Annotated in this window: 21 protein-coding genes and 1 tRNA gene; 18 read left to right on the top strand and 4 right to left on the bottom strand. The window is 32.7% G+C overall.

Annotated elements, in window-relative coordinates:
• Positions 1–20: 20 nt before the first annotated feature.
• Complete coding sequence (locus tag EII29_RS01850) at positions 21–770, top strand: DeoR/GlpR family DNA-binding transcription regulator (RefSeq protein ID WP_125235837.1); 750 nt, start codon at positions 21–23, stop codon at positions 768–770.
• Positions 771–1,054: 284 nt separating this feature from the next.
• Here the strand turns inward: EII29_RS01850 and EII29_RS01845 are convergent, their stop codons facing one another.
• Together EII29_RS01845 and EII29_RS01840 are read right to left on the bottom strand one after the other, a co-directional pair.
• Complete coding sequence (locus EII29_RS01845) at positions 1,055–2,515, bottom strand: carbon starvation protein A (RefSeq protein ID WP_125235836.1); 1,461 nt, start codon at positions 2,513–2,515, stop codon at positions 1,055–1,057.
• Between the two features lie 241 nt (positions 2,516–2,756).
• Positions 2,757–3,473: a transaldolase family protein gene (locus EII29_RS01840; protein WP_199726005.1), complete on the bottom strand. Its 717-nt coding sequence runs from the start codon at positions 3,471–3,473 to the stop codon at positions 2,757–2,759.
• A 261-nt stretch (positions 3,474–3,734) separates the two neighbouring features.
• Between EII29_RS01840 and EII29_RS01835 the strand changes: the two genes are divergently transcribed.
• Complete coding sequence (locus EII29_RS01835) at positions 3,735–4,526, top strand: glycyl-radical enzyme activating protein (protein WP_125235834.1); 792 nt, start codon at positions 3,735–3,737, stop codon at positions 4,524–4,526.
• A gap of 88 nt (positions 4,527–4,614) precedes the next feature.
• Positions 4,615–7,020 carry a glycyl radical protein gene (locus EII29_RS01830; protein WP_125235833.1) on the top strand — a complete coding sequence of 802 codons (2,406 nt, stop codon included), beginning with the start codon at positions 4,615–4,617 and terminating at the stop codon, positions 7,018–7,020.
• A 306-nt stretch (positions 7,021–7,326) separates the two neighbouring features.
• Here the strand turns inward: EII29_RS01830 and EII29_RS01825 are convergent, their stop codons facing one another.
• Positions 7,327–8,049, bottom strand: a complete 723-nt coding sequence (locus EII29_RS01825) for a biotin--[acetyl-CoA-carboxylase] ligase (protein ID WP_125235832.1) — start codon at positions 8,047–8,049, stop codon at positions 7,327–7,329.
• Between the two features lie 549 nt (positions 8,050–8,598).
• On the opposite strand from EII29_RS01825, the gene pckA reads away from it, so the two are divergent.
• The 12 genes from pckA to EII29_RS01765 all read left to right on the top strand — a co-directional run bounded on the left by pckA (position 8,599) and on the right by EII29_RS01765 (position 20,970).
• Entirely contained in the window at positions 8,599–10,182 is a 1,584-nt protein-coding gene (gene pckA / locus EII29_RS01820) for a phosphoenolpyruvate carboxykinase (ATP) (protein ID WP_125235831.1), read from the top strand.
• A gap of 26 nt (positions 10,183–10,208) precedes the next feature.
• Positions 10,209–11,225, top strand: a complete 1,017-nt coding sequence (citC, locus tag EII29_RS01815; protein ID WP_125235830.1) for a [citrate (pro-3S)-lyase] ligase — start codon at positions 10,209–10,211, stop codon at positions 11,223–11,225.
• Positions 11,222–12,514, top strand: coding sequence for a citrate lyase holo-[acyl-carrier protein] synthase (citX, locus tag EII29_RS01810; protein ID WP_125235829.1), 1,293 nt, complete (start codon positions 11,222–11,224; stop codon positions 12,512–12,514). The genes citC and citX overlap by 4 nt, the downstream gene beginning before the upstream one ends.
• A gap of 105 nt (positions 12,515–12,619) precedes the next feature.
• Positions 12,620–13,966 (top strand): 2-hydroxycarboxylate transporter family protein, encoded by a 1,347-nt coding sequence (locus tag EII29_RS01805; RefSeq protein ID WP_125235828.1) that lies wholly within the window; start codon positions 12,620–12,622, stop codon positions 13,964–13,966.
• A 95-nt stretch (positions 13,967–14,061) separates the two neighbouring features.
• Complete coding sequence (locus EII29_RS01800) at positions 14,062–15,456, top strand: oxaloacetate decarboxylase subunit alpha (protein ID WP_125235827.1); 1,395 nt, start codon at positions 14,062–14,064, stop codon at positions 15,454–15,456.
• 18 nt (positions 15,457–15,474) lie between these two features.
• The gene (locus tag EII29_RS01795) at positions 15,475–15,801 is read left to right on the top strand and encodes an OadG family protein (protein ID WP_125235826.1); all 327 of its coding nucleotides are present in this window, start codon (positions 15,475–15,477) and stop codon (positions 15,799–15,801) included.
• 103 nt (positions 15,802–15,904) lie between these two features.
• Positions 15,905–16,264 carry a biotin/lipoyl-containing protein gene (locus EII29_RS01790; protein ID WP_125235825.1) on the top strand — a complete coding sequence of 120 codons (360 nt, stop codon included), beginning with the start codon at positions 15,905–15,907 and terminating at the stop codon, positions 16,262–16,264.
• A gap of 20 nt (positions 16,265–16,284) precedes the next feature.
• The gene (locus tag EII29_RS01785) at positions 16,285–17,403 is read left to right on the top strand and encodes a sodium ion-translocating decarboxylase subunit beta (RefSeq protein ID WP_125235824.1); all 1,119 of its coding nucleotides are present in this window, start codon (positions 16,285–16,287) and stop codon (positions 17,401–17,403) included.
• A gap of 45 nt (positions 17,404–17,448) precedes the next feature.
• On the top strand, positions 17,449–17,733 hold the full coding sequence (gene citD, locus EII29_RS01780) for a citrate lyase acyl carrier protein (protein ID WP_125235823.1): 285 nt from the start codon (positions 17,449–17,451) through the stop codon (positions 17,731–17,733).
• A 48-nt stretch (positions 17,734–17,781) separates the two neighbouring features.
• Positions 17,782–18,681: an aldolase/citrate lyase family protein gene (locus EII29_RS01775; RefSeq protein ID WP_125235822.1), complete on the top strand. Its 900-nt coding sequence runs from the start codon at positions 17,782–17,784 to the stop codon at positions 18,679–18,681.
• A 4-nt stretch (positions 18,682–18,685) separates the two neighbouring features.
• On the top strand, positions 18,686–20,230 hold the full coding sequence (gene citF / locus EII29_RS01770; protein ID WP_125235932.1) for a citrate lyase subunit alpha: 1,545 nt from the start codon (positions 18,686–18,688) through the stop codon (positions 20,228–20,230).
• Between the two features lie 653 nt (positions 20,231–20,883).
• A tRNA-Ser gene (locus EII29_RS01765) sits at positions 20,884–20,970 on the top strand.
• A 42-nt stretch (positions 20,971–21,012) separates the two neighbouring features.
• On the opposite strand, the gene EII29_RS01760 is transcribed toward EII29_RS01765, so the two are convergent.
• Positions 21,013–21,381: a YbaN family protein gene (locus tag EII29_RS01760; RefSeq protein ID WP_125235821.1), complete on the bottom strand. Its 369-nt coding sequence runs from the start codon at positions 21,379–21,381 to the stop codon at positions 21,013–21,015.
• 174 nt (positions 21,382–21,555) lie between these two features.
• On the opposite strand from EII29_RS01760, the gene pheS reads away from it, so the two are divergent.
• Genes pheS through pheT form a run of 3 tightly spaced genes read left to right on the top strand, consistent with a single transcriptional unit; the run spans position 21,556 to position 25,824 of the window.
• Complete coding sequence (gene pheS / locus EII29_RS01755; protein ID WP_125235820.1) at positions 21,556–22,572, top strand: phenylalanine--tRNA ligase subunit alpha; 1,017 nt, start codon at positions 21,556–21,558, stop codon at positions 22,570–22,572.
• A gap of 54 nt (positions 22,573–22,626) precedes the next feature.
• Positions 22,627–23,415 (top strand): hypothetical protein, encoded by a 789-nt coding sequence (locus tag EII29_RS01750; RefSeq protein WP_125235819.1) that lies wholly within the window; start codon positions 22,627–22,629, stop codon positions 23,413–23,415.
• 9 nt (positions 23,416–23,424) lie between these two features.
• Positions 23,425–25,824 carry a phenylalanine--tRNA ligase subunit beta gene (pheT, locus tag EII29_RS01745; protein ID WP_125235818.1) on the top strand — a complete coding sequence of 800 codons (2,400 nt, stop codon included), beginning with the start codon at positions 23,425–23,427 and terminating at the stop codon, positions 25,822–25,824.
• Positions 25,825–26,283 lie beyond the last annotated feature (459 nt).

The following is a 26,283-nucleotide window of genomic DNA, read 5'->3' as shown; positions in this document are numbered from 1 at the left end:
TTTAAACAGGGAATGATAAAATGCTGAAAAAGGAACGACAAGATTTGATACTTATGAAACTGAATACAAAAGGGAAAGTAATAGTGAATGAATTGGCTCTTGATTTATCAGTTTCTGAAGATACTATAAGAAGAGATCTTATGGAAATGGACAAAAAGGGAGTACTCAAAAGAGTCTTCGGAGGAGCTCTTCCTTTAAACAGATATGTAATAAATTACTCTGAAAGGGAAAATTTTGAACCTGAGTTAAAGTACGAATTGGCATTAAAAGCAGTAAATCTTATGAAAGAAAATCAAGTAATTGCCATTGACGGAAGTACAACGAATTTACAGTTAGCAAGAGCAATTCCTGTTAATCTCAGTCTGACTGTGCTTACTAACAGTCTGTCTATTGCCAATGAACTTTGTAATCACAAAAATATAGATGTCATAATGATAGGAGGAAATTTATTTAAAAAAATTATGACAAATGTAGGATACTTGGCTGAAAATCAGATAAAGGAATATTATCCCGATATTTGTTTTATGGGAGCTTATGCAGTACATCCTATAATGGGGATTACAAGTCCTTACGAAGAAGAAATTGGAGTGAAACGTCAGTTTATAAAATCTTCGGGAAGAACGGTAACTCTTGTCATACCTGAAAAGTTTAATGTAATCATGCCTTATAAAGTATGTGATATAAAAGATATTACAACTATTGTAACTGATAAAAGAATATCAAGGGAAATTTTGGAAGAATATGAAAAAATTGGAATAGAATGTATATAAAGTCGATATTTTGAAAGTTACTACAATTTTTAAATAAAATTTATGAGGGTAGTGATATGCCCTCATATTTTTGTATTATTTTTTAAAAAACTTAGTGAAATATTTTCAAACTTTTTTGTGAGGATGACGATGCATCCTCACATTCCAATTTCCGGATATAAAGTTTGTTGTTTTTTTGAATAGTTATAATTCATATTTTTTGAGAAAATTTTTTGATATAAGATTTTAAAATGAATGAATAATTTCAAGTATTTCTAAAACTGAGAGTAAAAAATTATTTTTTATTATGCTTTAACTCCTGAAACTGATATATTTGAAATTTTATTTTTATACATAAACAGAAGAGCAGTGCAAATTATCGTAACAATACCCGCTATTATAAATCCGTACATTTCTATTGTATGGACAGGAACATTTTTGAAAAATCTTACAAATCCTTCAGGGGCAATAACGATATATGAAGTAACTACCATTGTCATAAACATGGATGGGAGTAAAGCTATCCAGAAAGATTTTCCTTTTTTTACAAGCCAGACTGTTGCTGTCCATAATGCAACAGTTGCCAATGTCTGGTTAGCCCATGCGAAATATCTCCATATAATATTGAAATCAATAGTAGTCAGATATATTCCTGCTGCAAATAAGGGTATAGCTACTAAGAAACGATTTTTAACAGGTGCCTGCTTTATATTGAAAATTTCAGCAATTATTAGCCTTGCTCCCCTGAATGCAGTATCTCCTGAAGTTATAGGGCAGGCAACAACACCCAGTATGGCAAGGAAAGCACCGATGATACCTAAAAGCTGACTGGAAGCTTTATTTACAACTACTGCAGGAGAACCGACAGCTGCCAGTTCTTTAATTCCCCCGAAAACAGTCATTGCAGCGGCAGCCCATATAAGAGCGACAACACCTTCAGCAATCATAGCTCCATAAAATACTTTTCTTGCTTCTGTTTCATTTTTTATACAACGAGCTATCATAGGTGTTTGTGTAGCATGAAATCCACTTACTGCACCGCATGCAATGGAAATGAATAAATAAGGGAATAAAGATGTACCTTTAGGATGTGGATTTCCTTTAAAAATGTCAGTAATTTCAGGTATGACAAAATTTCCTTTTAAACTTCCGTATATAAGCATACCACCGATACCAATAGCCATGAACAATAAGGCGAATCCGAATAAAGGATATATTTTAGCTATAATTTTGTCTATAGGAAGAACGGTTGCAAGTATGTAATATACAATAATAGCTATTGTAAATATCATTACATCAATTTTTGTCAAATTGGACAGTATATCGGCAGGAGATTTTACAAACACTACTCCTACAAGAAGCAATAATACAATTGAAAAAACACGCATAATTTGCTGCATTGTTTTTCCGAGGTTTTCTCCGACTATTTCACCGATGTTGCTTCCTTTTGACCTCAATGAGAGCATTCCTATCAAAAAATCATGTACGGCTCCACCGAAAATACAACCGAAAACAATCCATAGAAAAGCCGCAGGTCCCCATAAAGCTCCTGCAATCGCTCCAAATATCGGACCTGTTCCTGCAATGTTGAGAAACTGTATAAGGAAAGATTTAGGTGTGCTTAATTCTACATAATCGACACCATCTTTAAATTCAATCGCCGGAGTAGGTCTTTGGGGATTAATCCCGAAAATCTTTTCTACAAGTTTACCGTAGAACACATAACCTAATATAAGAGCGATGATTGACAAAATAAAAGAAATCATATTTATTACCTCCATTTAAAAAAGTTTTTTACTCCTTTAATATAATAATATCCCGATTTTTCAAAAATACAAGGGGATGAAGATTTTTAAAGTATTAAAAATATGATTTCTATATATTTATTTTATTGTGTTTTGTTGAATTATATAAAAAATTTCTGATATATGATTTATTGATAAATGAAGACAATAATAAAATTTTCAATTTTAAAATTTTTTGTCTTCAGAATCTGTTATCTTTAACTTATAATAAATCCAGAAGGGTTTTATTTCCGTATGCTTTTTCCCAGTCGGAGTTAAATGTATCCATACTCCAATCTGTATAAGGATGATATATAAGCCTTTCAAAAACGTCAGGAGCTATAGTAACCGATTTTGAACCGGCAAGCATTGTTTCATGGACCTGTCTTACATTTTTAAAGGAAGCTCCGAGAATTTTCGGTTCAAAAATTCTTTTATATCTTTTCAGACATTCCTCATCGGTTTTTTTAACAGTTTCAAGTATCGTAAAAGCATCTTTAACTATTTCTATTCCGCTTTCTCCTATGTTATCGGATCTGTTTATATAAGGTGCCATATATTCCGCACCTGCTTCTGCCGCCATTATGATTTGTTGAGAAGAAAGAATTCCTGTGGCAGTTATTTTGTGTCCGTCTTTTGCAAGTATTTTCATAGCTTTTATTCCTTCAGCAGTCACGGGAATCTTAGTATAAAAATTTTCTCCGAAAGTGTCTCTTAATAAATTTACTTCTTTAATTATAATATCGGCGGTATATCCTACAGCCTGAGCATGTACTATTTTGTCTTTTCCTATAATATTGTAAATGTCATTTATGATTTCTTTAAAGTCTCTTTTTTCTTTTGCAATGATTGAAGGGTTGGTAGTTACTCCTGTTAAAGGGAAAATATCATTAATTTTTTTAATGTCGTCTAAATTTGCAGTATCTAAAAAATATTCCATAAAATTTATCCGGTAACTTCTGTAAAGAGTGTTACCGCTCCTTTCTTTAATTTTAAAATTGTTTCAAAATAAAACGTTTCTATTTCGATATATTTCGTTTTATTTTGGTTATATTTTAATATTAGCATATTTACTTTAAGAAGTCTATAAAATTTTTAAAATTTTTGTTGACAATAAATGATAAATAGTGTAATATGAAATATATCGAAACAAAACGAAACTTAAAAATATTTTTGTATTAAGGGAGAGAGAAGACAGTTTATGGAAGAAGCACTTGTTACCGGAATAGAAAGAGGAGCAACATTTGATGGTCCCGGTATAAGGACAGTAGTATATCTGAAAGGGTGTCCGCTAAGATGTTTATGGTGTTCGAATCCTGAAACTCAAAAAACTGAAAATGAAGTTTACTGGGATTATGGGGCTATCTGTCCTATTACGGGAGAACTGCCTAAAGTAGCAAAAAAAATGACATTAAATGAAGTATTTAAAGAAGTTATGAAAGATGAGAAATTTTATAGGAAATCAGGAGGAGGGGTCACTTTAAGCGGAGGGGAAATTCTTGTAAATGCAAAGTTTGCAATAAAATTATTTGAAAAACTTAAAGAAGAATATATAGGAACAGCTATTGAAACTACAGGATTCGGCAATTATGAAGAACTTGAAAGTCTGGCAAAACTTACAGATACGGTTTTGTTTGATATAAAACATATGAATAGTGAAAAGCATAAACAATATACTGCTGTTTCAAATAAAGTAATATTGGAAAATCTTGAAAGGCTTTCAAAATGGCATAAAAATATAATAATGAGATTTCCTTTTATAAAAGGAGTGAATGATGATAAGGAAAATATAGCTGAAACTGCAAAGTTTCTGAAAAAAGTAAATTTATTGGATGTGGACATATTGCCATATCATACTATGGGACTTGAAAAATATAGGAAACTCAGAAGACCTTATCCTATGCCGACTTTAGTAAAACATACAAAAGAAGAGCTGGAAGAAGCTGTGGAAATCATGAAAGAAATAGGAGTAAGGGCAAAAATAAATCAATAAAATAAATTTGTCAGTAAAAAATGAATATATATGAGTTATAAGAAAATTACAAAAAAAATGAAAATAAAATATATTGGAGGAAAAAACTATGAAAGAGTATATTTTGAAAAGTGAAAGAGTAAAAAAACTTAGAGAATCGGCACTGTCCAAGTTTCCGGGAGTTAGTGTAGAAAGGGGAAGACTGCTTACAAAAGCTTACAAAGAGCATGAAGGAAAATCCAAATATCTTGTGAGAGCCTATGCAGTAAAGGAAATTCTTGAAAATATGACAATATATATAAAAGATGGAGAACTTATTGCAGGAAACCAGTCTGTAGATGAAAGAACTGCTCCTTTCTTTCCGGAATATGCAGTAGACTGGATTGTTGATGAACTTAAGGAAAAAGGTAATTTTGATTCAAGAGAAGGGGATAAATTCCGTGTTCCTGAAGAAGAAATACCTGAAATGATTGAAATATGCGAATGGTGGAGAGGGAAAACCTTAAAAGACAGAGCTTTTGCACAAATGCCTCAAGAAATAAAAGAAGCGGGAATTGTAAAAATAATCCATGGAGAAGGGAACATGACATCAGGTGACGGTCATATAGTTCCGTCTTTTGAAAAAGTTTTGAACAAAGGGTTAAGAGGTGTAATAGAAGAAGCTAAGGAAGCAAGGGAAAAGGTAGATATAACAGTATACGGAGGATACAATAAAGTAGATTTTCTGAAATCGGTGGAAATTGTAGCGGAAGCAGTTATAAACTTTGCCCATAGATATGCCGATCTGGCACTGAAACTTGCTCAATCGGAAAAAGACGAAACAAGAAAAAAAGAATTGCTTCAAATACATGAAAACTGTCTGAAAGTTCCTGAAAATCCTGCAGACACATTTTGGGAAGGAGTACAGGCAATATGGTTTATTCATCTTGTGATACAGATAGAAAGTAACGGACACTCAGCTTCATTGGGAAGAGTGGATCAGTATTTGTATCCGTTGTATAAACAGGATATAATTGATGGAAATGTGGAAAGAGATTTTGCAAAAGAGCTGTTACAGTGCCTTTGGGTAAAACTGTATTCGGTAATAAAAGTGAGATCCACTTCCCACTCAGGTTACGGTGCAGGTTATCCTACTTATCAGAATGTAACTTTGGGAGGATCAAAGGCTAACGGGAAAGACTGCACAAATGAACTGAGTTATTTAATATTGGAAAGCGTAGGAGAAAATAAATTGACACAGCCTAATCTGGCAGTGAGATACCATGCCAATTCTCCTGAAAGATTTATAAGAGAATGCGCTTCTGTTGCCGCTACAGGGTACGGAATGCCTGCTATGCATACTGATGAAATAATAATACCTGCTCTTTTAAATAAAGGTGTAGATTTTAAGGATGCTTATGACTATACTATGGTAGGTTGTGTGGAAGTTGCCGTACCGGGCAAATGGGGATACAGATGTACAGGAATGACATTTTTAAACCTTGTAAAAGCTACCGAACTTGTTTTAAATGACGGATATGACAATAGAACAGGACTTCAGATGTTAAAAGGTCAAGGTAAATTAACTGATTTTGAAACTTATGATGATTTATGGAGAGCATGGGAAAATCATATAAAACATTATACAAAACTGACAGTTGCTCTTGACACTCTTGCAGACACTCATTTAGAGGAATTCCCGGACATATTGTTATCAAGTCTTGTAGATAACTGTATAGAAAGAGGATTGACAGCAAAAGAAGGAGGAGCGGTTTATGATATCGTTTCAGGACTTCAAGTTGGAATAGCTAATGCTGCAAACTCTTTGTATGCTTTGAAAACGTTAGTATATGACGGAAAAGTGCTGACAAAGGAAGAAGTATATAATGCATTACAAAATGACTATGCAGGAGAAGAAGGAGAAAGAATACGTAAAATATTACTTGAAGTGCCTAAATACGGAAATGATATTGATGAAGTAGATGAATTTGCAGAAAATATTTATTGGTCATATATAAATGAAATACAGAAATATCATAATACAAGATATGGAAGAGGCCCTAAAAATGGAGGCTATGGAGTATCAACTTCCGGAATATCTTCAAATGTGCCTATGGGAACTGTAAGCGGTGCTACTCCTGATGGAAGACGAGCTTATACTCCGGCTGCTGAAGGAGGTTCACCTACACAGGGAACAGATGTAAACGGACCTACTGCAGTACTTAATTCGGTAAACAAACTTCCTACTCTTATGATTACAGGAGGACAGCTATTGAATCAGAAATATTCTCCTGACCTTGTGAGAAGCCCTGAACAGTTTGAGAAATTTGTAGATGTTATAAAATCATTTATAGCATCTAAAGGTTGGCATATACAATTCAATATTATTTCAGGAGAAACATTGAAAGCTGCCCAATGTGAGCCAGAAAAACATAGAGATATTATAGTGAGAGTCGCAGGATATTGTGCACAATTTGTCACATTGGATAAAACGACACAGAATGATATTATTTCAAGAACTGAGCAGAAATTATAATTGACAGTTAAAAAAAATAATGTTATACACCTGATAAATTTGATAAAAAATGCTCTGGATAGGCTTTGTGAAGTTTGTTCAGGGCATTTTTTTAAATAGACTTGTTATCTTTACCTCTCGGTTAATAATCAAAAAACTTTTTGAAGATTCAAAAAGTTTTATTATGAGTCGAAATTGGCAAACTCACTTTGTTCGGACATTGATTTCCGTAATTGGTATAACTCGATTGGCATAACTCATATTTTCTTGGAAAAATTTTTAATATTGAAAGGATGGGGTAAATAATATAAAAAGCTTATATCCCTGCTATTTTTCAATTATAATCTTTTTATTTACAACTTCTCCGAAAGAAAAAGATAAAATACCGTTATTTGCAAGAATTTCAATTTCTCCTTTATTGTTTATATCTCGTGCAATTCCTGAAATAAGAGTGTCAGCTATTTTTATGCTTACTTTTTTATCTTTCAGATAGTTTATGGAATTAATCTCTGACAATATGTTTTTCCAGAGTCTGTTTATAAAGTCATTATAAAGAATTTTAAATTCTTTAATAATGGAAGAAACAATATCTGTAATATCATATTTTTCTCCTGTAATTTCCGAAAGAGAAACTGCAATTTTTTCAAGTTCGACAGGTAAAATATTGTTAATATTTATTCCTATACCTATGTAAAAATTATCTTCAATTCTTTCTACCAAAATACCGCTTAATTTTCTTTCGTTAAGATAAACATCATTTGTCCATTTAAATTTATAATCCAGTTTTTCAAAATGATTTAATCCTTTTATGACTCCCATTCCTGCTAACAAAGGTAATTTCATATATTCCGAATCTTTGATTCCTTTATGTTTTTTTACAAGAAAAGTAAAAAGTGCCATTCCTTTATCGGAAAACCATAAATTTCCTCTACGGGCTTTTCCTTTTGTCTGACTATCGGCAATAACCGCATCAAATTCTTCAAAGGTTTCCATATGATTTTTCATGTATTCGTTTGTAGAATCGAGAGTATCAAATTTATAGATTTTCATAGTTTCTCCTTTTTTTGCTTTGATTTGTATTTTAATATTATATTATAAATAAAGAAAATTACAATACAAATTTTTATTAAAATTTATTGTCTTCAAGAATAAAAATATAATTATTATGGAAGAATTATATTCAAAAACTTTAAAAATGTAATGAAGTATGTTATAATAAACCATAGCATGTTAAGAATAAAAGTAATAAAATGTTTTGCATTAAGAAAAGTGGGTGAAAAAATTAACTCGAAAGAAGAAGCATTTAAAATATAAAAACAGAATGTACAATAAAATTAAAAATAGATGATAAGACAGGATATATAAAACTCAATATAAAAATTTCTAAAAAACGGTTCACGGAAGTAAACGGACTTGATATTTTTTGAAGGGATACTGTTAGATAAGAAAATACAGAGAAAGATACCAAGAAGAACTTTAATTTATTTTGGAATGGGAAATGAAAAGTTTGATTTTAGTTGTTTGAATAAAAAGTTACTATGATAATAACCGTACAGAATTAAATTTTATAAAATAAATAATTTAAACGGAGGTAGTATCATGAGAACATTCGGACTTGAAAAATTGGGAATTATAAACACCGGGAAAATTCACCGTAACTTATCCCCTACAGAATTAATTGAAATTGCTGTTCAGAAAGAAGAAGGCAAACTGTCAAAAACAGGAGCACTTGTTGTAACAACCGGTAAATATACCGGACGTTCTCCTGAGGATAAGTTTATAGTCGACACTCAGGGAATTCATGACTCCATTGCATGGGGGAATGTAAACCGCCCTATTGAAAAGTCAAAGTTTAATGCTATTTACGGGAAGCTGGTTTCCTATTTTCAGAATAGGGAAATTTTTATTTTTGACGGAATAGCGGGAGCTGATCCCGTGTGTAGAAAAAAGTTCAGGATCATAAATGAGCTTGCCAGTCAGAATTTGTTTATTCATCAACTTTTAATAAGACCTTCGGCTGAAGAGCTTGCAAATTATCATAGTCCTGATTTTACTATTATTGCAGCGCCGGGATTTAAGTGTAATCCGAAAATAGACGGAACTCATTCAGAAGCTGCTATCATCATTGATTATGAAGCGAAAATAGGGATAATATGCGGTTCGAGATATTCGGGAGAAATAAAGAAAAGTGTATTTTGCGTAATGAATTATTTAATGCCGAGTATGGATGTGCTTCCTATGCATTGTTCCGCAAATATAGATCCGGTTACAGGCAAAACTGCCGTTTTTTTTGGACTTTCAGGTACAGGAAAAACGACTTTGTCTACAGATCCTAATAGAAAATTAATAGGTGATGATGAGCATGGCTGGTCCAATCATGGAATTTTTAATTTTGAAGGGGGTTGTTATGCTAAGTGTATAAATCTGAAAGAAAAATATGAGCCTGAAATATATCGGGCAATAAAATTTGGAAGTCTTGTGGAAAATGTCATAATGGACCCGAAAACAAGAGAATTGGACTTTAAAGATAAAACATTTACTGAGAATACCCGTGTAGGTTATCCCATTAATTATATAACAAATGCTCAAATCCCGGGAGTAGGAGGAATACCTTCTGTAGTTATATTTCTTACAGCAGATGCTTTCGGTGTACTGCCTCCCATTTCAAGGCTGAATCAAGATGCGGCAATGTATCATTTTATTACAGGATTTACTTCAAAACTTGCAGGTACCGAGCGTGGAGTCACAGAACCTCAACCAACATTCTCCACTTGCTTCGGAGAGCCTTTTATGCCTATGGAACCATCAGTTTATGCGAAAATGTTTGGAGAAAAAATTGAAAAATATAATACAAAAGTGTATCTCATAAATACAGGATGGTCAGGAGGACCTTACGGGATAGGGAAGCGTATGGAACTGAAATATACTCGTGCAATGGTTACAGCGGCTTTAAATGGCGAACTTGATTCGGTTGAATATAAACATGACGATATTTTCAATGTGGATATTCCTCAATTTTGCCCAAATGTTCCATGTGAAATTATGAACCCTGCCGATACTTGGGAAAATAAGGAAGCTTACATTGTCTATGCAAAAAAATTGGCTAAAATGTTTCAGGAAAATTTTGAAAAAAAATATCCTCATATGCCTGAAAATGTCGTAAATGCAGGACCGAGAGCTTAGACAGGATAAATCGGGAGGTTATTTAGATGAATGTATCAAAGCTGGATTATAAAAACAGTTTTGAATTGAGGGAGTTAAAAGAATTTTTAGAGAAATTTGAACTGGAGTTTGACAGTTCAGTAGATTACACTGCAGTAATAAGAGAAAATGAAGAAATTATAGCTACTGTCTCTAAAGACAGGAATATTATAAAAGATTTCGCAGTGGATAAAAGTCATCAGGGAAAAGGACTATCTAATATCCTGCTAACAGAAATAAGAAATAAGCTTGTTGAAGAGGGATACTTGTCATCAATGATATTTACTAAAATTGAAAATAAGTTTATTTTTGAAGACATGGGATATAAAAAAGTTGCATGTACGGATAAAGTTATTTTGTTAGAACAGGGGAATGAGGATATCGAAGGGATAATTTCAAACATTATAAAAAATAATAATCTGGATATCAGACATAAAAGGGCTATGATAGTAATGAACTGTAATCCTTTTACGTTAGGTCACAGATACCTTATTGAAAATGCCGCGAAAAATAATAATGAAGTTATTATTTTTGTACTGGAGGAAAATAAATCGACATTTTCTTTTAAAACGAGGATACAACTTGTAAAAAAGGGGACGGAAGACCTTAAAAATGTAAAAGTAGTTCCATCTACGAAATATATAATTTCTTCAGCAACCTTTCCTTCCTATTTTCTGAAAGACAAAAATTCGATGCTCACTGAATATGCAAAACTTGACTCTGAAATAATTGCAACAAAATTTTGCAGACGGTTGAATATAAATCACAGATATTTAGGGGAGGAACCTTTTGATGAAGTGACATCAGTTTATAATAGAATCATTTCAGAAATTTTACCTAAATATGGAATTGAAGTTAATATTATTCCACGTAAATCTATTGATGGAAAAATTATTTCCGCCTCTTCAGTGAGAAAGCTTTTAAAGGAAGGAAAAATGGAAGAAATTAGAAAGATTGTTCCTTATACGACTTTTGAATATCTGGATTCTCTTAAAAATAAAGAAATTTCAGGTAAATTAAAATGAACATAGGAAATTTTTTAAATGATAGAGAAAAAAGAGTGGAATACCAGAAAAAGTTAATTGAAAAATATAAAAAAACTCTTGTTGTATTAAAGGCGAATTTTCCCGGAAAAAATAAGAATCTTCCTTTAGCAGATAATATAGTAGATGCAATTTCTGAAGAAATTGACAAATTATTTGAAAAAAATATAATTTTTAGAGAAAACTTCAGAAATGAGGAAGGGAAATTTTTCTTTTATATATTGGAAGGTAATGCCTATAATATAAAAAAATCTATGATTATTCTTGAAGAAAGTCATGAATTGGGAAGATGTGCAGACATAGATGTTCATACTCCCGAAGGAAATGTACTTTCAAGAAAAGATATCGGAAATTCTTTCAGGAAGTGTTTTCTTTGTAATGACAAGGCTTATAATTGTGTAAGAAGTATGAAGCACAGTTATGAGGAGCTTTATAATTTTCTTGAAGAAAAATACAGAAATTACATAGCTCACAAATTTTCATTGGCAGCACTTGAAGGACTTATTTATGAAGTTTCCGCTTATCCGTCTTTCGGTCTTGTGTCACCTGTTAATACAGGTTCTCACAAAGACATGAATTTTTATACTTTTCTGGAGAGCGGCTTTGCCATAGAAAAAGCTTTTTATGAAATAACAAGGATAGGGTATTCTGATATAGAGCTCGATACTGCATTTTCTATTGCAAGGGAAATCGGGAAAAAAGCTGAAATTTCCATGATGAGGGCTACAAAAAATGTAAATACTCATAAAGGGCTTATATTTCTTATGGGAATAACAGTACTGGCAACAGCAAGAAATTTTTATTTAGGAAAAAATATAGAAAAAATTCCTGAGTTGATAAGGAAAATTACTAAAAATATTTTAGATGATTTTAAAAATATCGGAAATAAAGAAAATCTCACAAATGGTGAAAAATTATATGTAAAATATGGTTTTACAGGAATAAGGGGAGAGGTCAGAGAAGGTCTGACCGGCATTTTTGATGATATATTGCCTTTTTATGATGAAAATCTCAAATGTTACAGTAAAAATACAGTCTGTTCAATGACTCTCATAAAACTGATGAATATTATAAATGACAGTACGATTGTTCATCGACACGGGATAGAAATGTTGAGTGAAGTCAAAAAAAGGACGAAATCTTTAATAGGTATATCAGAAAAGGAAAAACTTGAAAAATTTGAAAAATGGTGTATTGAAAATAATATCAGTCCCGGAGGTTCTGCAGATGTTCTTGCAGTCGTAATTTTTCTGCATAACATTTATTATTGAGTATTTAGGAGACTGAGTTTGATAAATTATTAATTTACAATAATTATATAAACTAAAAAGAAAGGAGTTACAGTATACACAGAAGTGTACTGTATAAATGAGAAAATGAAAAAATTTAAGGAATTATTTGATGAAAAAGAATTTAAGTGGGGAGGGGCAAATTTATTCATGTACCTTTTCATGCTTGCGGTTACATTAGTTGTTGTTTATGTACCTTTTGGAGGAAAGGAACTGGCATTTTTAAGACCCAATTTCCTGACAATGTTTTCTTTATTAGCTGTTTTCGGGATCTTTTTTGGAGTAATCGGAGATAGAATACCGTATTTTAATGATTATATCGGTGGAGGAACGGTTCTTGTATTTCTTATGGCAGCTGTTTTCGGAACTTATAAACTGGTTCCTGAAAAGTTACTGGAACATATTGATATTTTTTACGGAGAGCAGCCTGTGAACTTTTTGGAAATATTTATACCTGCACTTATAGTGGGATCGGTTTTGACAGTTAATAGAAATACTCTTATAAAATCCATAGCAGGGTATATACCTCTAATAGTATTGGGTGTAATTGGAGCGGCAATAGGCGGAATCGGAGTAGGGCTTATATTCGGAAAATCACCTTTGGATGTAATGATGAATTATGTACTTCCTATTATGGGAGGAGGAACCGGAGCAGGAGCTATACCTATGTCCGAAATGTGGGCGGCAAAAACAGGAAGACCCGCTAAGGAATGGTTTGCGTTTGCTATATCCATTCTTACAATAGCAAATATTATATCAATATTATCAGGGGCTCTTTTAAGCAAACTGGGAGAAAAGAAACCCGAACTTACAGGAAACGGTCAACTTGTTATTGATAATTCAAAAGAAGCTGTAAAAGATAAAGAAGTAGATATAAAAGCTGAACTTTCAGACGTTGCTATTGCAATATTCTTCACAGGTATACTTGCTATGACGGCACATATATTTGCTGTAATATGGAAAAGTTGGAAATTACCTTTTGAAATTCACAGACTTGCTTTTCTTGTTATTCTAGCTGTACTTTTAAATGTGTTTAACGTTGTTCCTGACAGAATAAAAGCGGGAGCAAAAAAAATGCAGACATATTTTTCAAAACATACAATATGGGTATTAATGGCAGCAGTAGGATTCGGAACTGATATAAATGAAATTAAAAATGCACTGACAGTTCCTAATCTGATAATAGCATTAGCAATAGTATTCGGGGCAGTTGGAATGATAATGCTTGTTGCAAAAAAAATGAAATTTTATCCTGTGGAAGCTGCTATAACAGCCGGATTATGTATGGCAAATAGAGGCGGAGCAGGAGACGTAGCGGTTCTGGGAGCTGCAAATAGAATGGAACTCATGTCTTTTGCACAGATTTCTTCAAGAATAGGTGGAGCTATGATGCTTATTTTAGGTTCAGTATTGTTCGGATTATTTGCAGGATAGAAAACTTGAACGGAATCGGGAGTTTTAAATAAATTCCCGTTCAGTTTTATTAATAGTAAAATATATTTATTATAAACAAGTTAGGAGGAAAAATCTTGAGTAAAGTGAAGATAACGGATACTACATTGAGAGATGGACATCAGTCATTAATAGCAACAAGACTGACAACTGCGGAAATTCTTCCTGCAGTTGAAATGATGGATAAAGTCGGGTATCATTCCCTTGAAGTATGGGGAGGGGCGACATTTGATTCGGCAATAAGATTTTTAAATGAAGATCCGTGGGAAAGACTGAGGGAAATAAGAAAAAGGGCAAAAAATACAAAACTTCAGATGCTCTTGAGAGGACAAAATTTACTCGGATACAGACATTATGCCGATGACATAGTGGACAAATTTGTAGAAAAATCCATAAAAAACGGAATAGATATAATAAGAATATTTGATGCACTGAATGATGTAAGAAATATAAGGCAAGCATGTGAGAGTACAAAAAAATATGGAGGTCACAGTCAGTTGGCAATATGCTATACAATAAGTCCCGTTCATACTACCGAATATTTCAAAAATCTGGCTAAGGAAATGGAAGATATGGGTGCCGATTCCATTGCTGTAAAAGATATGTCGGGGATACTGCTCCCTTATAAAGCTTATGAGCTTATAAGTGAGTTGAAAAAAACGGTAAATGTTCCTATTGAACTTCATACTCATGCTACTGCAGGGCTTGGAGCAATGGCAAATCTGAAAGGGATAGAAGCAGGAGCAGATATAGTTGATACTGCAGTTTCCCCTTTATCAGGAGGGACATCCCAGCCTACAACGGAATCTCTTGTAAGAACACTTCAAGGAACTGAATATGATACGGGGTTTGATTTGGAACTTTTAAAGGAAATAGCCGAATATTTCAAACCGATAAGAAAAAAATATCTGGATAACGGAACATTAAATCCACAGGCATTATTTGTCGAACCGAGCATAGTTGAATATCAGCTTCCGGGAGGAATGCTTTCAAATATGTTGTCACAACTGAAGGCGCAGAAAGCGGAACATAAATATGAGGAAGTGCTCAAGGAAATTCCTAAAGTAAGGGCCGATCTCGGGTATCCTCCTCTTGTAACTCCTTTAAGTCAGATGGTTGGAACACAGTCTGTATTTAATGTACTTACAGGAAACCGATATAAAATGATTCCCAAAGAAATAAAAGATTATGTAAAGGGTCTGTATGGTAAATCTCCGGTACCTATTTCAGAAGAAATGAAAAAAACTGTAATAGGCGAAGAAGAATTATTCACAGGAAGACCGGCGGATTTAATAGATAGTGAATATGAAACAATAAAAAATGAGGCGGGGGATTTGGTAAAATCTGATGAAGATATACTGATGTATGCCATGTTCCCTCAAACTGCCCAACCTTATCTGGAAAATAGGAATAATCCTGAAAAAGGGAAAAAAGAAGAAGTAAAAGAGCAGACTATAAATGTAATATTTTAAAAGAAAGGGAAAATTTATATGAGAATAATATATGGAAGTTCACCGATAACATTGACGGAAGCATTATTTGTAACAGTTATAAGTATGACGGTAGTATTTTTAGTATTGATTTTAATTTCTTTCATTCTATCTCTTTTTAAATATATTCCTTCGGAAAAGGAAGGAAATAAACGGCAATCACAACCGACTGTTTTTAAACCTTCCCAAGAAAACAGGGCAAAATTGAGTCCTGAAGATATAAAGGATGATAAAATGTTGGCAGCGGTAATGGTGTCGGTAATAGAAGCTGCGGGTGAAGATGAAAATGCATATGTGAGAGTAAAGTCAATAAGAGAAGTTAATTAATTCGTATAAATTCAAGGATTTTAATAATTAAATGGATAAAGTAATAAAGGATTGGATGTTATCCTGAAAAAACGTAAATTATATTTTTATAAGGAGATTGACTATGATAAAAATGTACAAAATAAAAATAGGAGAAAAGGTCTATGAAGTGGAAGTGGAATCTGTAAGTGAAAAAGAAGGAAAAATAGAAACGGTTTCTCCGAAGAAGGAAGAATTAAAATCAGGAGGAAATACTCTATCTTCAGTAGAAGGAACAAAAGTGGAAGCCCCGATGCAGGGACTCGTATTAAATGTTGACGTTTCCATAGGACAGAAAGTAAAAGCGGGGGAAACTCTCCTTGTACTGGAAGCCATGAAAATGGAAAATCCCATAGTAGCACCTGTGGATGGAACAGTATCAGGGATAAATGTAACAAAAGGAGATACAGTAGAAACAGGAAATACATTAATTACAATAGCATAATTTAAAGAAAGGAGAAAAAAATGGAGTTACTGTTAACCCTTTATAAGACAACAGGAATATCGATGCTTACTTTAAGTCAGTTTATTATGATTATTGTAGCATTGGGGTTATTGTATTTAGCAATAAAAAAAGAATATGAGCCGTATCTGCTGCTTCCGATAGCCTTCGGAATGCTACTTGTGAATTTGCCGGGAGTTCCAAAAGAAGGATTGATGGAATCGGGAGGACTTCTGTATTATTTATATCAGGGAGTAAAAATGGGAATTTATCCGCCATTGATTTTTCTGGCAATAGGAGCATCCACTGATTTCGGTCCTTTAATAGCCAATCCGAAAAGCCTGCTTCTTGGAGCGGCAGCACAGTTCGGAATATTTGTGGCATTTTTAGGTGCGATATTACTTGGACTTACAGGGAGGGAAGCCGCTTCTATAGGGATAATAGGAGGAGCTGACGGGCCTACTGCAATATATTTGACAACGAAATTAGCACCTCATTTATTAGGTCCTATAGCAGTTGCCGCATATTCATATATGGCATTGGTACCTGTAATACAACCGCCTATAATAAGAATGCTTACAACTGAGAAAGAAAGAAAAATCAGAATGGTGCAATTAAGAAATGTAAGTAAAAGGGAGAAAATACTGTTTCCTATAATAGTAACAGTTGTAGTTATTCTGCTTGTGCCTTCATCCGCTCCTCTTATAGGGATGTTGATGCTTGGAAATCTCATAAAGGAAGCGGGTCTTGTGCCTAACCTTGTGGAGCATGTGAGAGGAGCTATGCTTTACTGTATAACGATAGTACTTGGAATAACAGTGGGAGCAACTGCAAATGCACATACATTCCTGAATTTTGCAACACTGAAAATAGTTGCATTGGGTCTTTTTGCCTTTTCATTCGGGACAATAGGTGGAGTACTTTTCGGAAAGCTGATGTGTAAACTAAGTGGAGGAAAAATAAATCCAATGATAGGAGCGGCGGGCGTTTCGGCAGTTCCAATGGCTGCAAGAGTTGTACAAAAAGTAGGACAGGAAGAGGATCCGGGAAATTTCCTTCTCATGCATGCAATGGGTCCTAATGTGGCGGGAGTAATAGGATCGGCAGTTGCCGCAGGAGCACTGCTTATTATATTTAAATAAGAAATAAACATTATATATAAGAATTTTTACAGTACAGGAGGAAAAATGGAATTAAAAGTCAGAGCTGTGGCAGGAACACTTGAATCAAGTGATATTTATGTCGTTATGGAGCCGGGAGCTTCAGGTATAGAACTTGAATTGAAAAGTACGGTTGCAGATCAGTATGGAGATGACATAAGAAAAGTTGTAGATGAAACTTTAAATGAAATGGGAGTAAAAGCAGCAAAAATTACCCTTGATGATAAAGGGGCATTGGACGTAGTCATAAAGAGCAGGCTTCAGACAGCTATAATGAGAGCTGCACAAAGTAAAGAATTTAAGTGGGAATAAAAATTTAAAGAATAAAATTGAGCAGAAAAAACGAGAACGGAGGAAAAAATGAAATTAAGAAGATCAATGCTCTTTGTTCCCGCAAATAATCCGGGAATAATAAGAGATTCATATTTATATAAACCTGATTCAGTTATGTTTGACTTAGAGGATTCCATAGCAATAACTGAAAAAGATTCAGCAAGATGTTTGTTGTTTAATATGATAAAAAAATTAAAACCTCTTTATAAGGAAGCAGGTGTGGAAACTGTTGTCAGAATAAATTCCCTTGATACGGAATTCGGAATACAGGACTTGGAAGCAATGGTAAGAGCCGAGATAGAAGTTATTAGAATACCTAAAACAGATACACCTGAAGATGTCTATGAAGTTGAAAAACATATAGAAAGAATAGAAAGAGAAGCCGGAATAGAAATAGGGAAAACTAAAATAATAGTAGCAATAGAAAGCCCTTTAGGAGCTTTAAATGCCCTTTCCATTGCAAAATGTTCTCCAAGACTTATTGGAATGGCAATAGGAGGAGAAGATTATGTGACTAATCTTAAAACCACAAGGTCTACCGACGGAGTGGAAATGATGATGGGAAGAGCCATGATTGTAATGGCGGCAAGATCAGCAGGAATAGCGGCAGTTGATTCTGTTTATTCAGATGTAAATAATGATGAAGGATTTATAAAAGAAGCTCAGATGATAAAACAGATGGGATTTGACGGAAAATCTCTTATTCATCCGAGACAGATAGAATTAGTACATAAAGTTTATACTCCTGATGAAAAAAATATAAAAAAATCGTTGAGAATTATAAAAGCAACAGAAGAAGCTATGGCAGAAGGAAAAGGAGTATTCACGGTAGACGGAAAAATGATAGATAAGCCTATTATAGAAAGAGCACAGCATGTGCTTGAATTGGCAAAAGCGGCAGGAATAAAAATGGGAGGAGATGAATAGTATCATGAAAAATGCGAGAGTTACCGAAGAAATTTTAAAAAATATAAAAGACTATGAAAACAGAAAAATCTACACATCTCCTTTTGCCCTTCAACCTGAAGGAACAATGGAAGAAAGGGAAAATTTAAAAGATAAAGTAAGAAGAGACAAGACTGTTTCCTCACTAAAAGAAGTAATAAAAAAGGTAGGATTGAAAGACGGTATGACAATTTCTTTTCATCATCATTTTAGAGATGGAGACAAAGTTTTACCTCTTGTAATGGGAGTAATAGCAGAAATGGGATTTAAGAATATAAGAGTTGCTGCAAGTTCCTTTACAGGAGCTCATGAATGTATGGTTGAACATATAAAAAACGGAGTTGTTGACAGAATTGAAAGCAGTGGACTTAGAGGAGAGCTGGCAAAAGGAATATCTGACGGAATACTCCCGACAAAGGCTGTAATAAGATCTCACGGAGGTAGAGCAAGAGCTATTGTTGAAGGAGATTTAAAAATAGACGTGGCATTTATAGGAGCTTCTTCTTCAGATTGTATGGGAAACAGTAACGGAGTAGTAGGTAAATCAGTCTGTGGATCATTGGGATACGCAATGGTTGATGCTGAATATGCCGATAAAGTAATCATAATTACCGATACTCTTGTAGACTACCCTAACTATCCTGTAAGTATTCCTCAAACAAAAGTGGATTATGTAGTTACTGTGGATGAAATCGGAGATTCAAACGGAATAATGAGTGGAGCTACGAGATTTACTTCAAATCCTAAAGAGCTTCTTATAGCTAAAAAAGTTCTTGAAGCAATGTTGGCATCAGGATACTTTGTTGACGGATTTTCTATGCAGACAGGAACTGGAGGAGCTTCCCTTGCGGTTACAAGATTCATAAAAGAAGAACTTATAAAAAGAGGAATAAAGTGCAGCTATGCACTGGGAGGTATAACTAAAGCCTTTGCAGAACTTTTAGAAGAAGGACTTGTAGGTAAAATATTTGATGTTCAGGATTTTGATCTCGGAGGTGTGGAATCACTTACTAAAAATAGTTTACATCAGGAAATCAGTGCTGATTTTTATGCGAATCCGTTTAATAAATCAGCGGGAGTAAACAGACTGGATTTTGTAATTTTAAGTGCACTGGAAATAGATAGAGATTTCAATGTAAATGTTATTTCAGGTTCAAACGGAATAATAAGAGCTGCATCAGGTGGGCATTCGGATACGGCAGCTATGGCTAAAATGTCTGTAGTAGTTGCCCCCCTCATAAGAGGAAGACTTGCAACTATAATGGATAAAGTAACTACAGTAGTAACACCGGGAGAAACAGTGGATGTTGTCGTAACTGAACTTGGAGTTACTGTAAATCCTTTAAGACCTGATTTGAAAGAAAAATTTGAAAAAGCAGGTATTGAATTAATAGAAATGGATGAGCTTATAGAAAAAGCGAAATTTTTAGTAGGAGAGCCTAAACCTATAGAGTTTACTGATGAAGTTGTTGCAGTAGTGGAATATAGAGATGGAAGTATTATAGATGTTATAAGAAAAGTAAAAAAATAAATTTATGTTTTTTTCATGAGGGCTCATTGCCGCCCTCATACACTTGCTATCGACTGCAAAATTTTTTAGTCCTAAAAAATACTCATTATACTTGAAAAACTGCAAATTCACTATGCTCAGACAGCAGTTTTTCTGAACAGCATAATTTATATTTTATTAGAAAAATTTTGAATGTCGGAGGAGAAAAAAAGCATAAAATACGTATGTATTAAATTAATAATGAAATGGGAAGTTTTATATGAAAATATAAGAATTTCCATTTTTTAGTAAATTGGAATTTTATATTTTGAAAGAGATTTTAATATTGAAAAAATACAAAAAAATAAATGATATTAGGTTATTTTAAATAAGAATTGAAGTTATATTTTTTATAATTATATAATATAAAATTGAAATATTAGATAAAAGTCCCAACATTCAAATTATTTCAATAAAAAAAGTGCGAGAATGAGCGTGAAGAAAAATCATTGTTTGAGTAAAGCAAGTTTGTCATTTTTCAGTGAACGGAGTGCTTTTGAGTTTAGAAATAATTTGAGTTGGACAGTTGTTGATACAACCTTTTTTGTGTTGGAAATATCAATTACTTCTCATTAGAAATATCCCATTGACTTTTAACTTCAAGTTTAGTATAATAATTTTCGTGGAACTTTTATGGAAGTATCGCCTAATGGTAGGGCAGCAGCTTGGAAAGCTGTGGGCGGTTAAACGTCTTGTGGGTTCGAGTCCCTCTACTTCCGCCATTTAAAAAAATAAAACGGTTTATTGATAAAACAGCCTTTAGATTAAGGCTGTTTTTTTATAGTTTTTATTTTGAATATAAAGTAATAGTATTTAAAAATGACAAGTAAAATAAGAAAAAAACGTAAATAATTATTTTTAGTTATAAAAATAGGAAAAGCAATCATTGTACTTGATAAAATGAGTAAACCTATTTTTCCCTTTAAAGTCATGCTTTTGTTTTTTTCAAAATCTTCCAGATGTTTTTTATAAAGTTCCGTTCCGACAAACCAATCATGAAAACGGCTAGAACCTTTTGAAAAACAGAAGCTTGCCAGAAGCAGAAAAGGAACGGTCGGAAGTATCGGAAGAAAAGCACCTGTAATTCCTAAACCGAAAGAAATAAATCCTGTTATGATGTATATTATTTTCATATATTCCTTTCTTGAGTGTAAATTTTCTCTCATTTTGATTGTAACAGAAATTCGGAAAAAATAAAAGAAAAATCTCAAGGTACCAATATATCAAATTTTGTGATATAATCATAATAAAATCTAAAAAATAAAATTAAAGAATATTCGGGAAAGCAGTATTAATAAGGAGGAAGTATGCTGGGAAAAATATCCCAATTAAGGGAAGAAGTATTGGAAAAGCTGAATAATGTTGTCACTCTTGATGAACTGAATGATTTAAAAGTAAAGATTTTAGGGAAAAAAGGTGAATTTACAGCTATAATGAAAGGAATGTCCGAAATATCCACTGAAAAAAGGGCTGAATTCGGAAAAGTAACTAATGAAATAAAAACAGTTTTGCAGGATAAATTTGATGAAAAGCTTAATATGTTAAAAGAAAAAGCAAAACAGGAAAGACTGGAAAATGAAACATTGGATATTACGCTTCCGGGAAGAAAAGTTGATGAAGGATCTCTTCATCCTCTTACAAAAACAGTTATGGAGATAAAGGAAATAGTTTCAGATATGGGATTTGATATAGTTGACGGGCCTGAAATCGAATATGCAAAATATAATTTTGATGCATTGAATATACCTGAAACACATCCTTCGAGAGAATTATCCGATACATTCTATATTAAGAATGATGTGCTTTTAAGAACACAGACATCGGGTATGCAGATAAGATACATGTTAGACAGAAAGCCGCCTTTCAGAATGGTTTCTATAGGGAAAGTATACAGACCTGACTATGATGTATCACATACTCCTATGTTTCATCAAATGGAAGGACTTATGATAGGGGAAGATGTATCTTTTGCAAACTTTAAGGCAATACTTGAAAATATTGTAAAGAAAATTTTTGGGAAAGAGAGAAATGTAAGATTCAGACCTCATTTTTTTCCGTTTACCGAGCCGTCTGCAGAAATGGATGTAGAATGTGGAGTGTGTAAAGGTATAGGGTGCAGAGTATGTAAAGGCACAGGATGGCTTGAAATACTGGGTAGTGGAATGGTAAATCCGAAAGTTCTTGAAGGTGTAGGTATAGATCCTCAAAAATATCAGGGGTTTGCTTTCGGATTAGGACTTGAAAGAATTACGATGTTAAAATATGGAATAGATGATTTACGGGCGTTTTTTGAAAATGATGTGAGATTTTTAAATCAATTTTAAATTATAAAGTTTAATGACAATAGAATGAAGAAACTATAAGGAGAAAAAGAAAAAATGGAATTAGGTAAAGTAAAAAAGAAAATGGAACTTTCTTCATGGATAAAATTCAAGCATTTGTTTATGGCGGTAATAAGTTTAGGAGTAGGATTGTTTTTAATGATTTTATCCATTATAGGCAGAGAAAAGAAAGATTCAAATTTAATATTGTGGATAGGATTGGGACTTGCTCTGTCGGCAGGGATACATGTACTGAATTATATAAGGGAAAAAAAGCTTGCAGGAAATTATATATTTTATGAAAAAGGTTTTGAAGATATAAACACACATACAAAAGTATTTTATAAAGACATAAAAAATTATTATTTTTCAATTTGGAAAGTTCTTAGGGAAGACGTGCAGTATATGATAATAGAAGGAAAAGAAGATAAATATGTTCTTACTTCAAGACTTGACTCAAAAACTTTCGATACATTTGTCAGAGATTACCTGAAAGAAATTCTTCCTATAGAGATCGAAAATATAAAAAACGGAGGACAGAGAAAATTCGGTATATTAAGTAAAGGAGGAATGATAAAATCCAAATTCGGATTGAATGAAAATAAAATAATAGAAGATTTGAAAAACATAGATATTAAAGAAGAACTTATTATTTACGGTTCGGGAATAAAAATCGGAGATAAGTTTTATTCCATGAATGACATAAAAGCCGTTAAAAAAGATTTGACAGGAACACTTTCAATAACTGATAATGAAAATAAAGTAATATTCAGTAAAAATAAACTTTTTATTCAAAGTTTCGATTTAATGGTAAGATTACTGAATGAGTTTTTAGATAAAAAATAAGGAGGAAAAATGCTGATTTCTTTAAACTGGTTAAAGCAGTATATAGATCTGGACGGGATAGAAACAGGAGAAATGGAGAAATCCCTTACGATGATAGGTCAGGAAGTTGAAAAAACCGAAATCAGAGGAGAGAATCTTCGGAATGTAGTGACTGCTCTTCTGATAGAAGTAGAAAAACATCCTAATGCCGATAGTCTGACTTTATGTAAAGTAGATAACGGAAAGGAAATTTTACAAATTGTTTGTGGAGCTACCAATCATAAAACAGGAGATAAAGTGGTATTGGCACAAGTTGGAGCAAAATTGAAAGAAAATTTTGAAATAAAAAAAGGGAAAATAAGAGGGGAAGAATCAAACGGAATGCTTTGCTCTGAAGATGAACTGGGGATAGGAAATGACAAAGACGGAATTATAATACTCCCTGAAGACACTCCTGTGGGAATACCTTTTAAGGATTACCTCGGAATTGATGATATCATTTTTGAACTTGAAATAACTCCTAACAGACCTGATTGTCTTTCTCATATAGGTATTGCAAGGGAGCTTTCGGCTTATTACGGAAAACATTTGAAATATCCTGAAACAGAAATAGCAAATGAAATAAAAGAAAAAACAGAAGATAATATAAAGATTTCCATAGAAAATAAAGATTTATCGGAAAGATATACTGCAAGGATATTAAAAGGAGTGACAGTAAAGGAAAGTCCGAAATGGCTCAAAGAAAGAGTGGAATCCATAGGATTGAGAAGTATAAATAACATAGTGGATGCTTCAAATTTTGTTTTAATGGAAATGAACCATCCTAACCATGTATTTGATTTGGATAAAATAGCAGGAAATCTAATAGTTGTAAGAGCTGCAAAAGAAGATGAAGTTCTGGTTACTCTCGACGGACAGGAAAGAAAGCTGGAAGCGGGGGATATTGTAATATCCGATAAAGAAAAAATTTTAGCTTTAGGAGGAGTAATGGGAGGGGAAAATTCACAAGTAACTGCCGGTACAAAAAATATTCTGCTGGAAGTAGCACAGTTCAATTCTCAAAATGTAAGAAAAACGTCCAGAAGATTGACATTGTCAAGTGACTCTTCATATAGATTTGAAAGAGGAATAGATAAGGAAAATGCTCTTAAAGTAATAAACAGGCTTGCAAATCTTATACAGGAAGTGGCAGGAGGGGAAATATTAAAAGGATATACCGATGTTTATCCGGTTCCACATGAAAACAGAACAGCAGTACTTAATTTTGAAAGACTTAATAAATTTGTGGGAAAAAGAATACCTAAAGAGGAAGTTAAAGCAATTCTTGAAAATCTTGAAATAAAAATTATTGATAACGGAGAAAGTTTGACATTGACTGCTCCTTCATACAGAAGTGATTTGGAACTTGAGCAGGATTATTTTGAGGAAATAATAAGAATGTACGGTTTTGACAATATAGAAAATATCTTACCTAAAGTGAATATAAATGAGAATACAGTTCTTGATACTACAAAACTTACGGATATTGTAAAAAATATAGCGGCAGATACAGGATTGAAGGAAGTTATCAATTACAGTTTTATACCTGAAAATGCACTTAATAATATTAGATTTAAAAATATTTCCGAAGACAGATTAATTAATATTTCAAATCCTATAACGGAAGATTTTGTAGTAATGAGACCTACTTTGCTTTACAGTCTGATAAAAAATGCCAAGGATAATATAAACAGAAATATCGATAATATAAGATTTTTTGAGGTTTCCCGTACTTTTGAAAAAGATACGGAATTGGCAAAAGAAGAAGTTAAGTTAGGTGTTATTCTTGCAGGAGAAAGTAATAAAACTTTATGGAATCCGAAGCCGCTACCTTATGATTTTTATGATTTAAAAGGAATTATAGAAGAAATTTTTTCAAAGATGAATTTTAAAAATTATTCATTGAAAAGATCAATGCAGAGTGTATTTCATCCGGGAAGATCGGCGGATATTTTTGTAGGAAATGAATATATTGGAAGTTTCGGAGAAATTCATCCTGATGTACTTGAAAATTTTGATTTGAAGAAAAAATCAGTTCTTGTAGGAGAATTTAATATTGATCTCATAAAAAAATATATAAGAAAACCGTTTACATATCAGGAAATAGTTAAATATCCTGCTGTTCCGAGGGACATTGCATTAGTAATGGATGAAACCGTTTTAGTAGGAGATGTGTTACGTACAATTGAAAAAATTGATAAAAAAGTGGAAAAGGTGGAACTTTTCGATATATACAGAGGAACAGGAGTGGAGACAGGAAAGAAAAGTGTGGCTATAAGCATACTTTTAAGAGATAAGTCGAAAACTTTGGAAGAAAAAGAAATAAACAGTATTATTGGAAAAATATTGGAAAAAGTGAAAAAGGATTATTCAGCAGAGCTGAGACAGTAGTTTTTATATTTTTTGAAGGAGAACCAGTAGTTTTTTTCAACATTTTTTATAAAAAAGCTTGTGTTAAAAAACTGTCAACTCAAATTATTTCATTCATTGAAAATTATAAACTCATCAGGCAGTGATTTTCTTTGTGAAATTTTCGTATTTTTTTATTTGAAATAATATAAATGTTGTAGATTTTATTTAATGCTTTAATAATATATAATATAATTTTAGTTTTATTTAAAATCATTCTGTATCATTTTATATTTTTCCTAAAAAAACAAAAAATAAAACCCTAATATATAAAGAATTAAAATTTTATACTTTTATATAAAATTTTGTAATTGATGGATAGAGTTTAAGGGGAGTAGTGGATTCTTACGGAAAAAAGATTTTAATTACAAAATAATTTGAGTTGAACAGTTTCTATCAAGTTTTTTTCAAAAAAATTTAATATGATAATTTAATATTATG

Source organism: Leptotrichia sp. OH3620_COT-345 (assembly GCF_003932895.1).
Classification (GTDB): domain Bacteria; phylum Fusobacteriota; class Fusobacteriia; order Fusobacteriales; family Leptotrichiaceae; genus Pseudoleptotrichia.
This window is presented reverse-complemented; position numbering and strand designations above follow the sequence as displayed.

What these genes read in the sequence shown, in the direction of transcription:
- EII29_RS01850 (WP_125235837.1), top strand. Translation starts at nt 21, where the DNA reads ATGCTGAAAAAGGAACGACAAGATTTGATACTTATGAAACTGAATACA.
- EII29_RS01845 (WP_125235836.1), bottom strand. Translation starts at nt 2,515, where the DNA reads ATGATTTCTTTTATTTTGTCAATCATCGCTCTTATATTAGGTTATGTG.
- EII29_RS01840 (WP_199726005.1), bottom strand. Translation starts at nt 3,473, where the DNA reads ATGGAATATTTTTTAGATACTGCAAATTTAGACGACATTAAAAAAATT.
- EII29_RS01835 (WP_125235834.1), top strand. Translation starts at nt 3,735, where the DNA reads ATGGAAGAAGCACTTGTTACCGGAATAGAAAGAGGAGCAACATTTGAT.
- EII29_RS01830 (WP_125235833.1), top strand. Translation starts at nt 4,615, where the DNA reads ATGAAAGAGTATATTTTGAAAAGTGAAAGAGTAAAAAAACTTAGAGAA.
- EII29_RS01825 (WP_125235832.1), bottom strand. Translation starts at nt 8,049, where the DNA reads ATGAAAATCTATAAATTTGATACTCTCGATTCTACAAACGAATACATG.
- pckA (WP_125235831.1), top strand. Translation starts at nt 8,599, where the DNA reads ATGAGAACATTCGGACTTGAAAAATTGGGAATTATAAACACCGGGAAA.
- citC (WP_125235830.1), top strand. Translation starts at nt 10,209, where the DNA reads ATGAATGTATCAAAGCTGGATTATAAAAACAGTTTTGAATTGAGGGAG.
- citX (WP_125235829.1), top strand. Translation starts at nt 11,222, where the DNA reads ATGAACATAGGAAATTTTTTAAATGATAGAGAAAAAAGAGTGGAATAC.
- EII29_RS01805 (WP_125235828.1), top strand. Translation starts at nt 12,620, where the DNA reads ATGAAAAAATTTAAGGAATTATTTGATGAAAAAGAATTTAAGTGGGGA.
- EII29_RS01795 (WP_125235826.1), top strand. Translation starts at nt 15,475, where the DNA reads ATGAGAATAATATATGGAAGTTCACCGATAACATTGACGGAAGCATTA.
- EII29_RS01790 (WP_125235825.1), top strand. Translation starts at nt 15,905, where the DNA reads ATGATAAAAATGTACAAAATAAAAATAGGAGAAAAGGTCTATGAAGTG.
- EII29_RS01785 (WP_125235824.1), top strand. Translation starts at nt 16,285, where the DNA reads ATGGAGTTACTGTTAACCCTTTATAAGACAACAGGAATATCGATGCTT.
- citD (WP_125235823.1), top strand. Translation starts at nt 17,449, where the DNA reads ATGGAATTAAAAGTCAGAGCTGTGGCAGGAACACTTGAATCAAGTGAT.
- EII29_RS01775 (WP_125235822.1), top strand. Translation starts at nt 17,782, where the DNA reads ATGAAATTAAGAAGATCAATGCTCTTTGTTCCCGCAAATAATCCGGGA.
- citF (WP_125235932.1), top strand. Translation starts at nt 18,686, where the DNA reads ATGAAAAATGCGAGAGTTACCGAAGAAATTTTAAAAAATATAAAAGAC.
- EII29_RS01760 (WP_125235821.1), bottom strand. Translation starts at nt 21,381, where the DNA reads ATGAAAATAATATACATCATAACAGGATTTATTTCTTTCGGTTTAGGA.
- pheS (WP_125235820.1), top strand. Translation starts at nt 21,556, where the DNA reads ATGCTGGGAAAAATATCCCAATTAAGGGAAGAAGTATTGGAAAAGCTG.
- EII29_RS01750 (WP_125235819.1), top strand. Translation starts at nt 22,627, where the DNA reads ATGGAATTAGGTAAAGTAAAAAAGAAAATGGAACTTTCTTCATGGATA.
- pheT (WP_125235818.1), top strand. Translation starts at nt 23,425, where the DNA reads ATGCTGATTTCTTTAAACTGGTTAAAGCAGTATATAGATCTGGACGGG.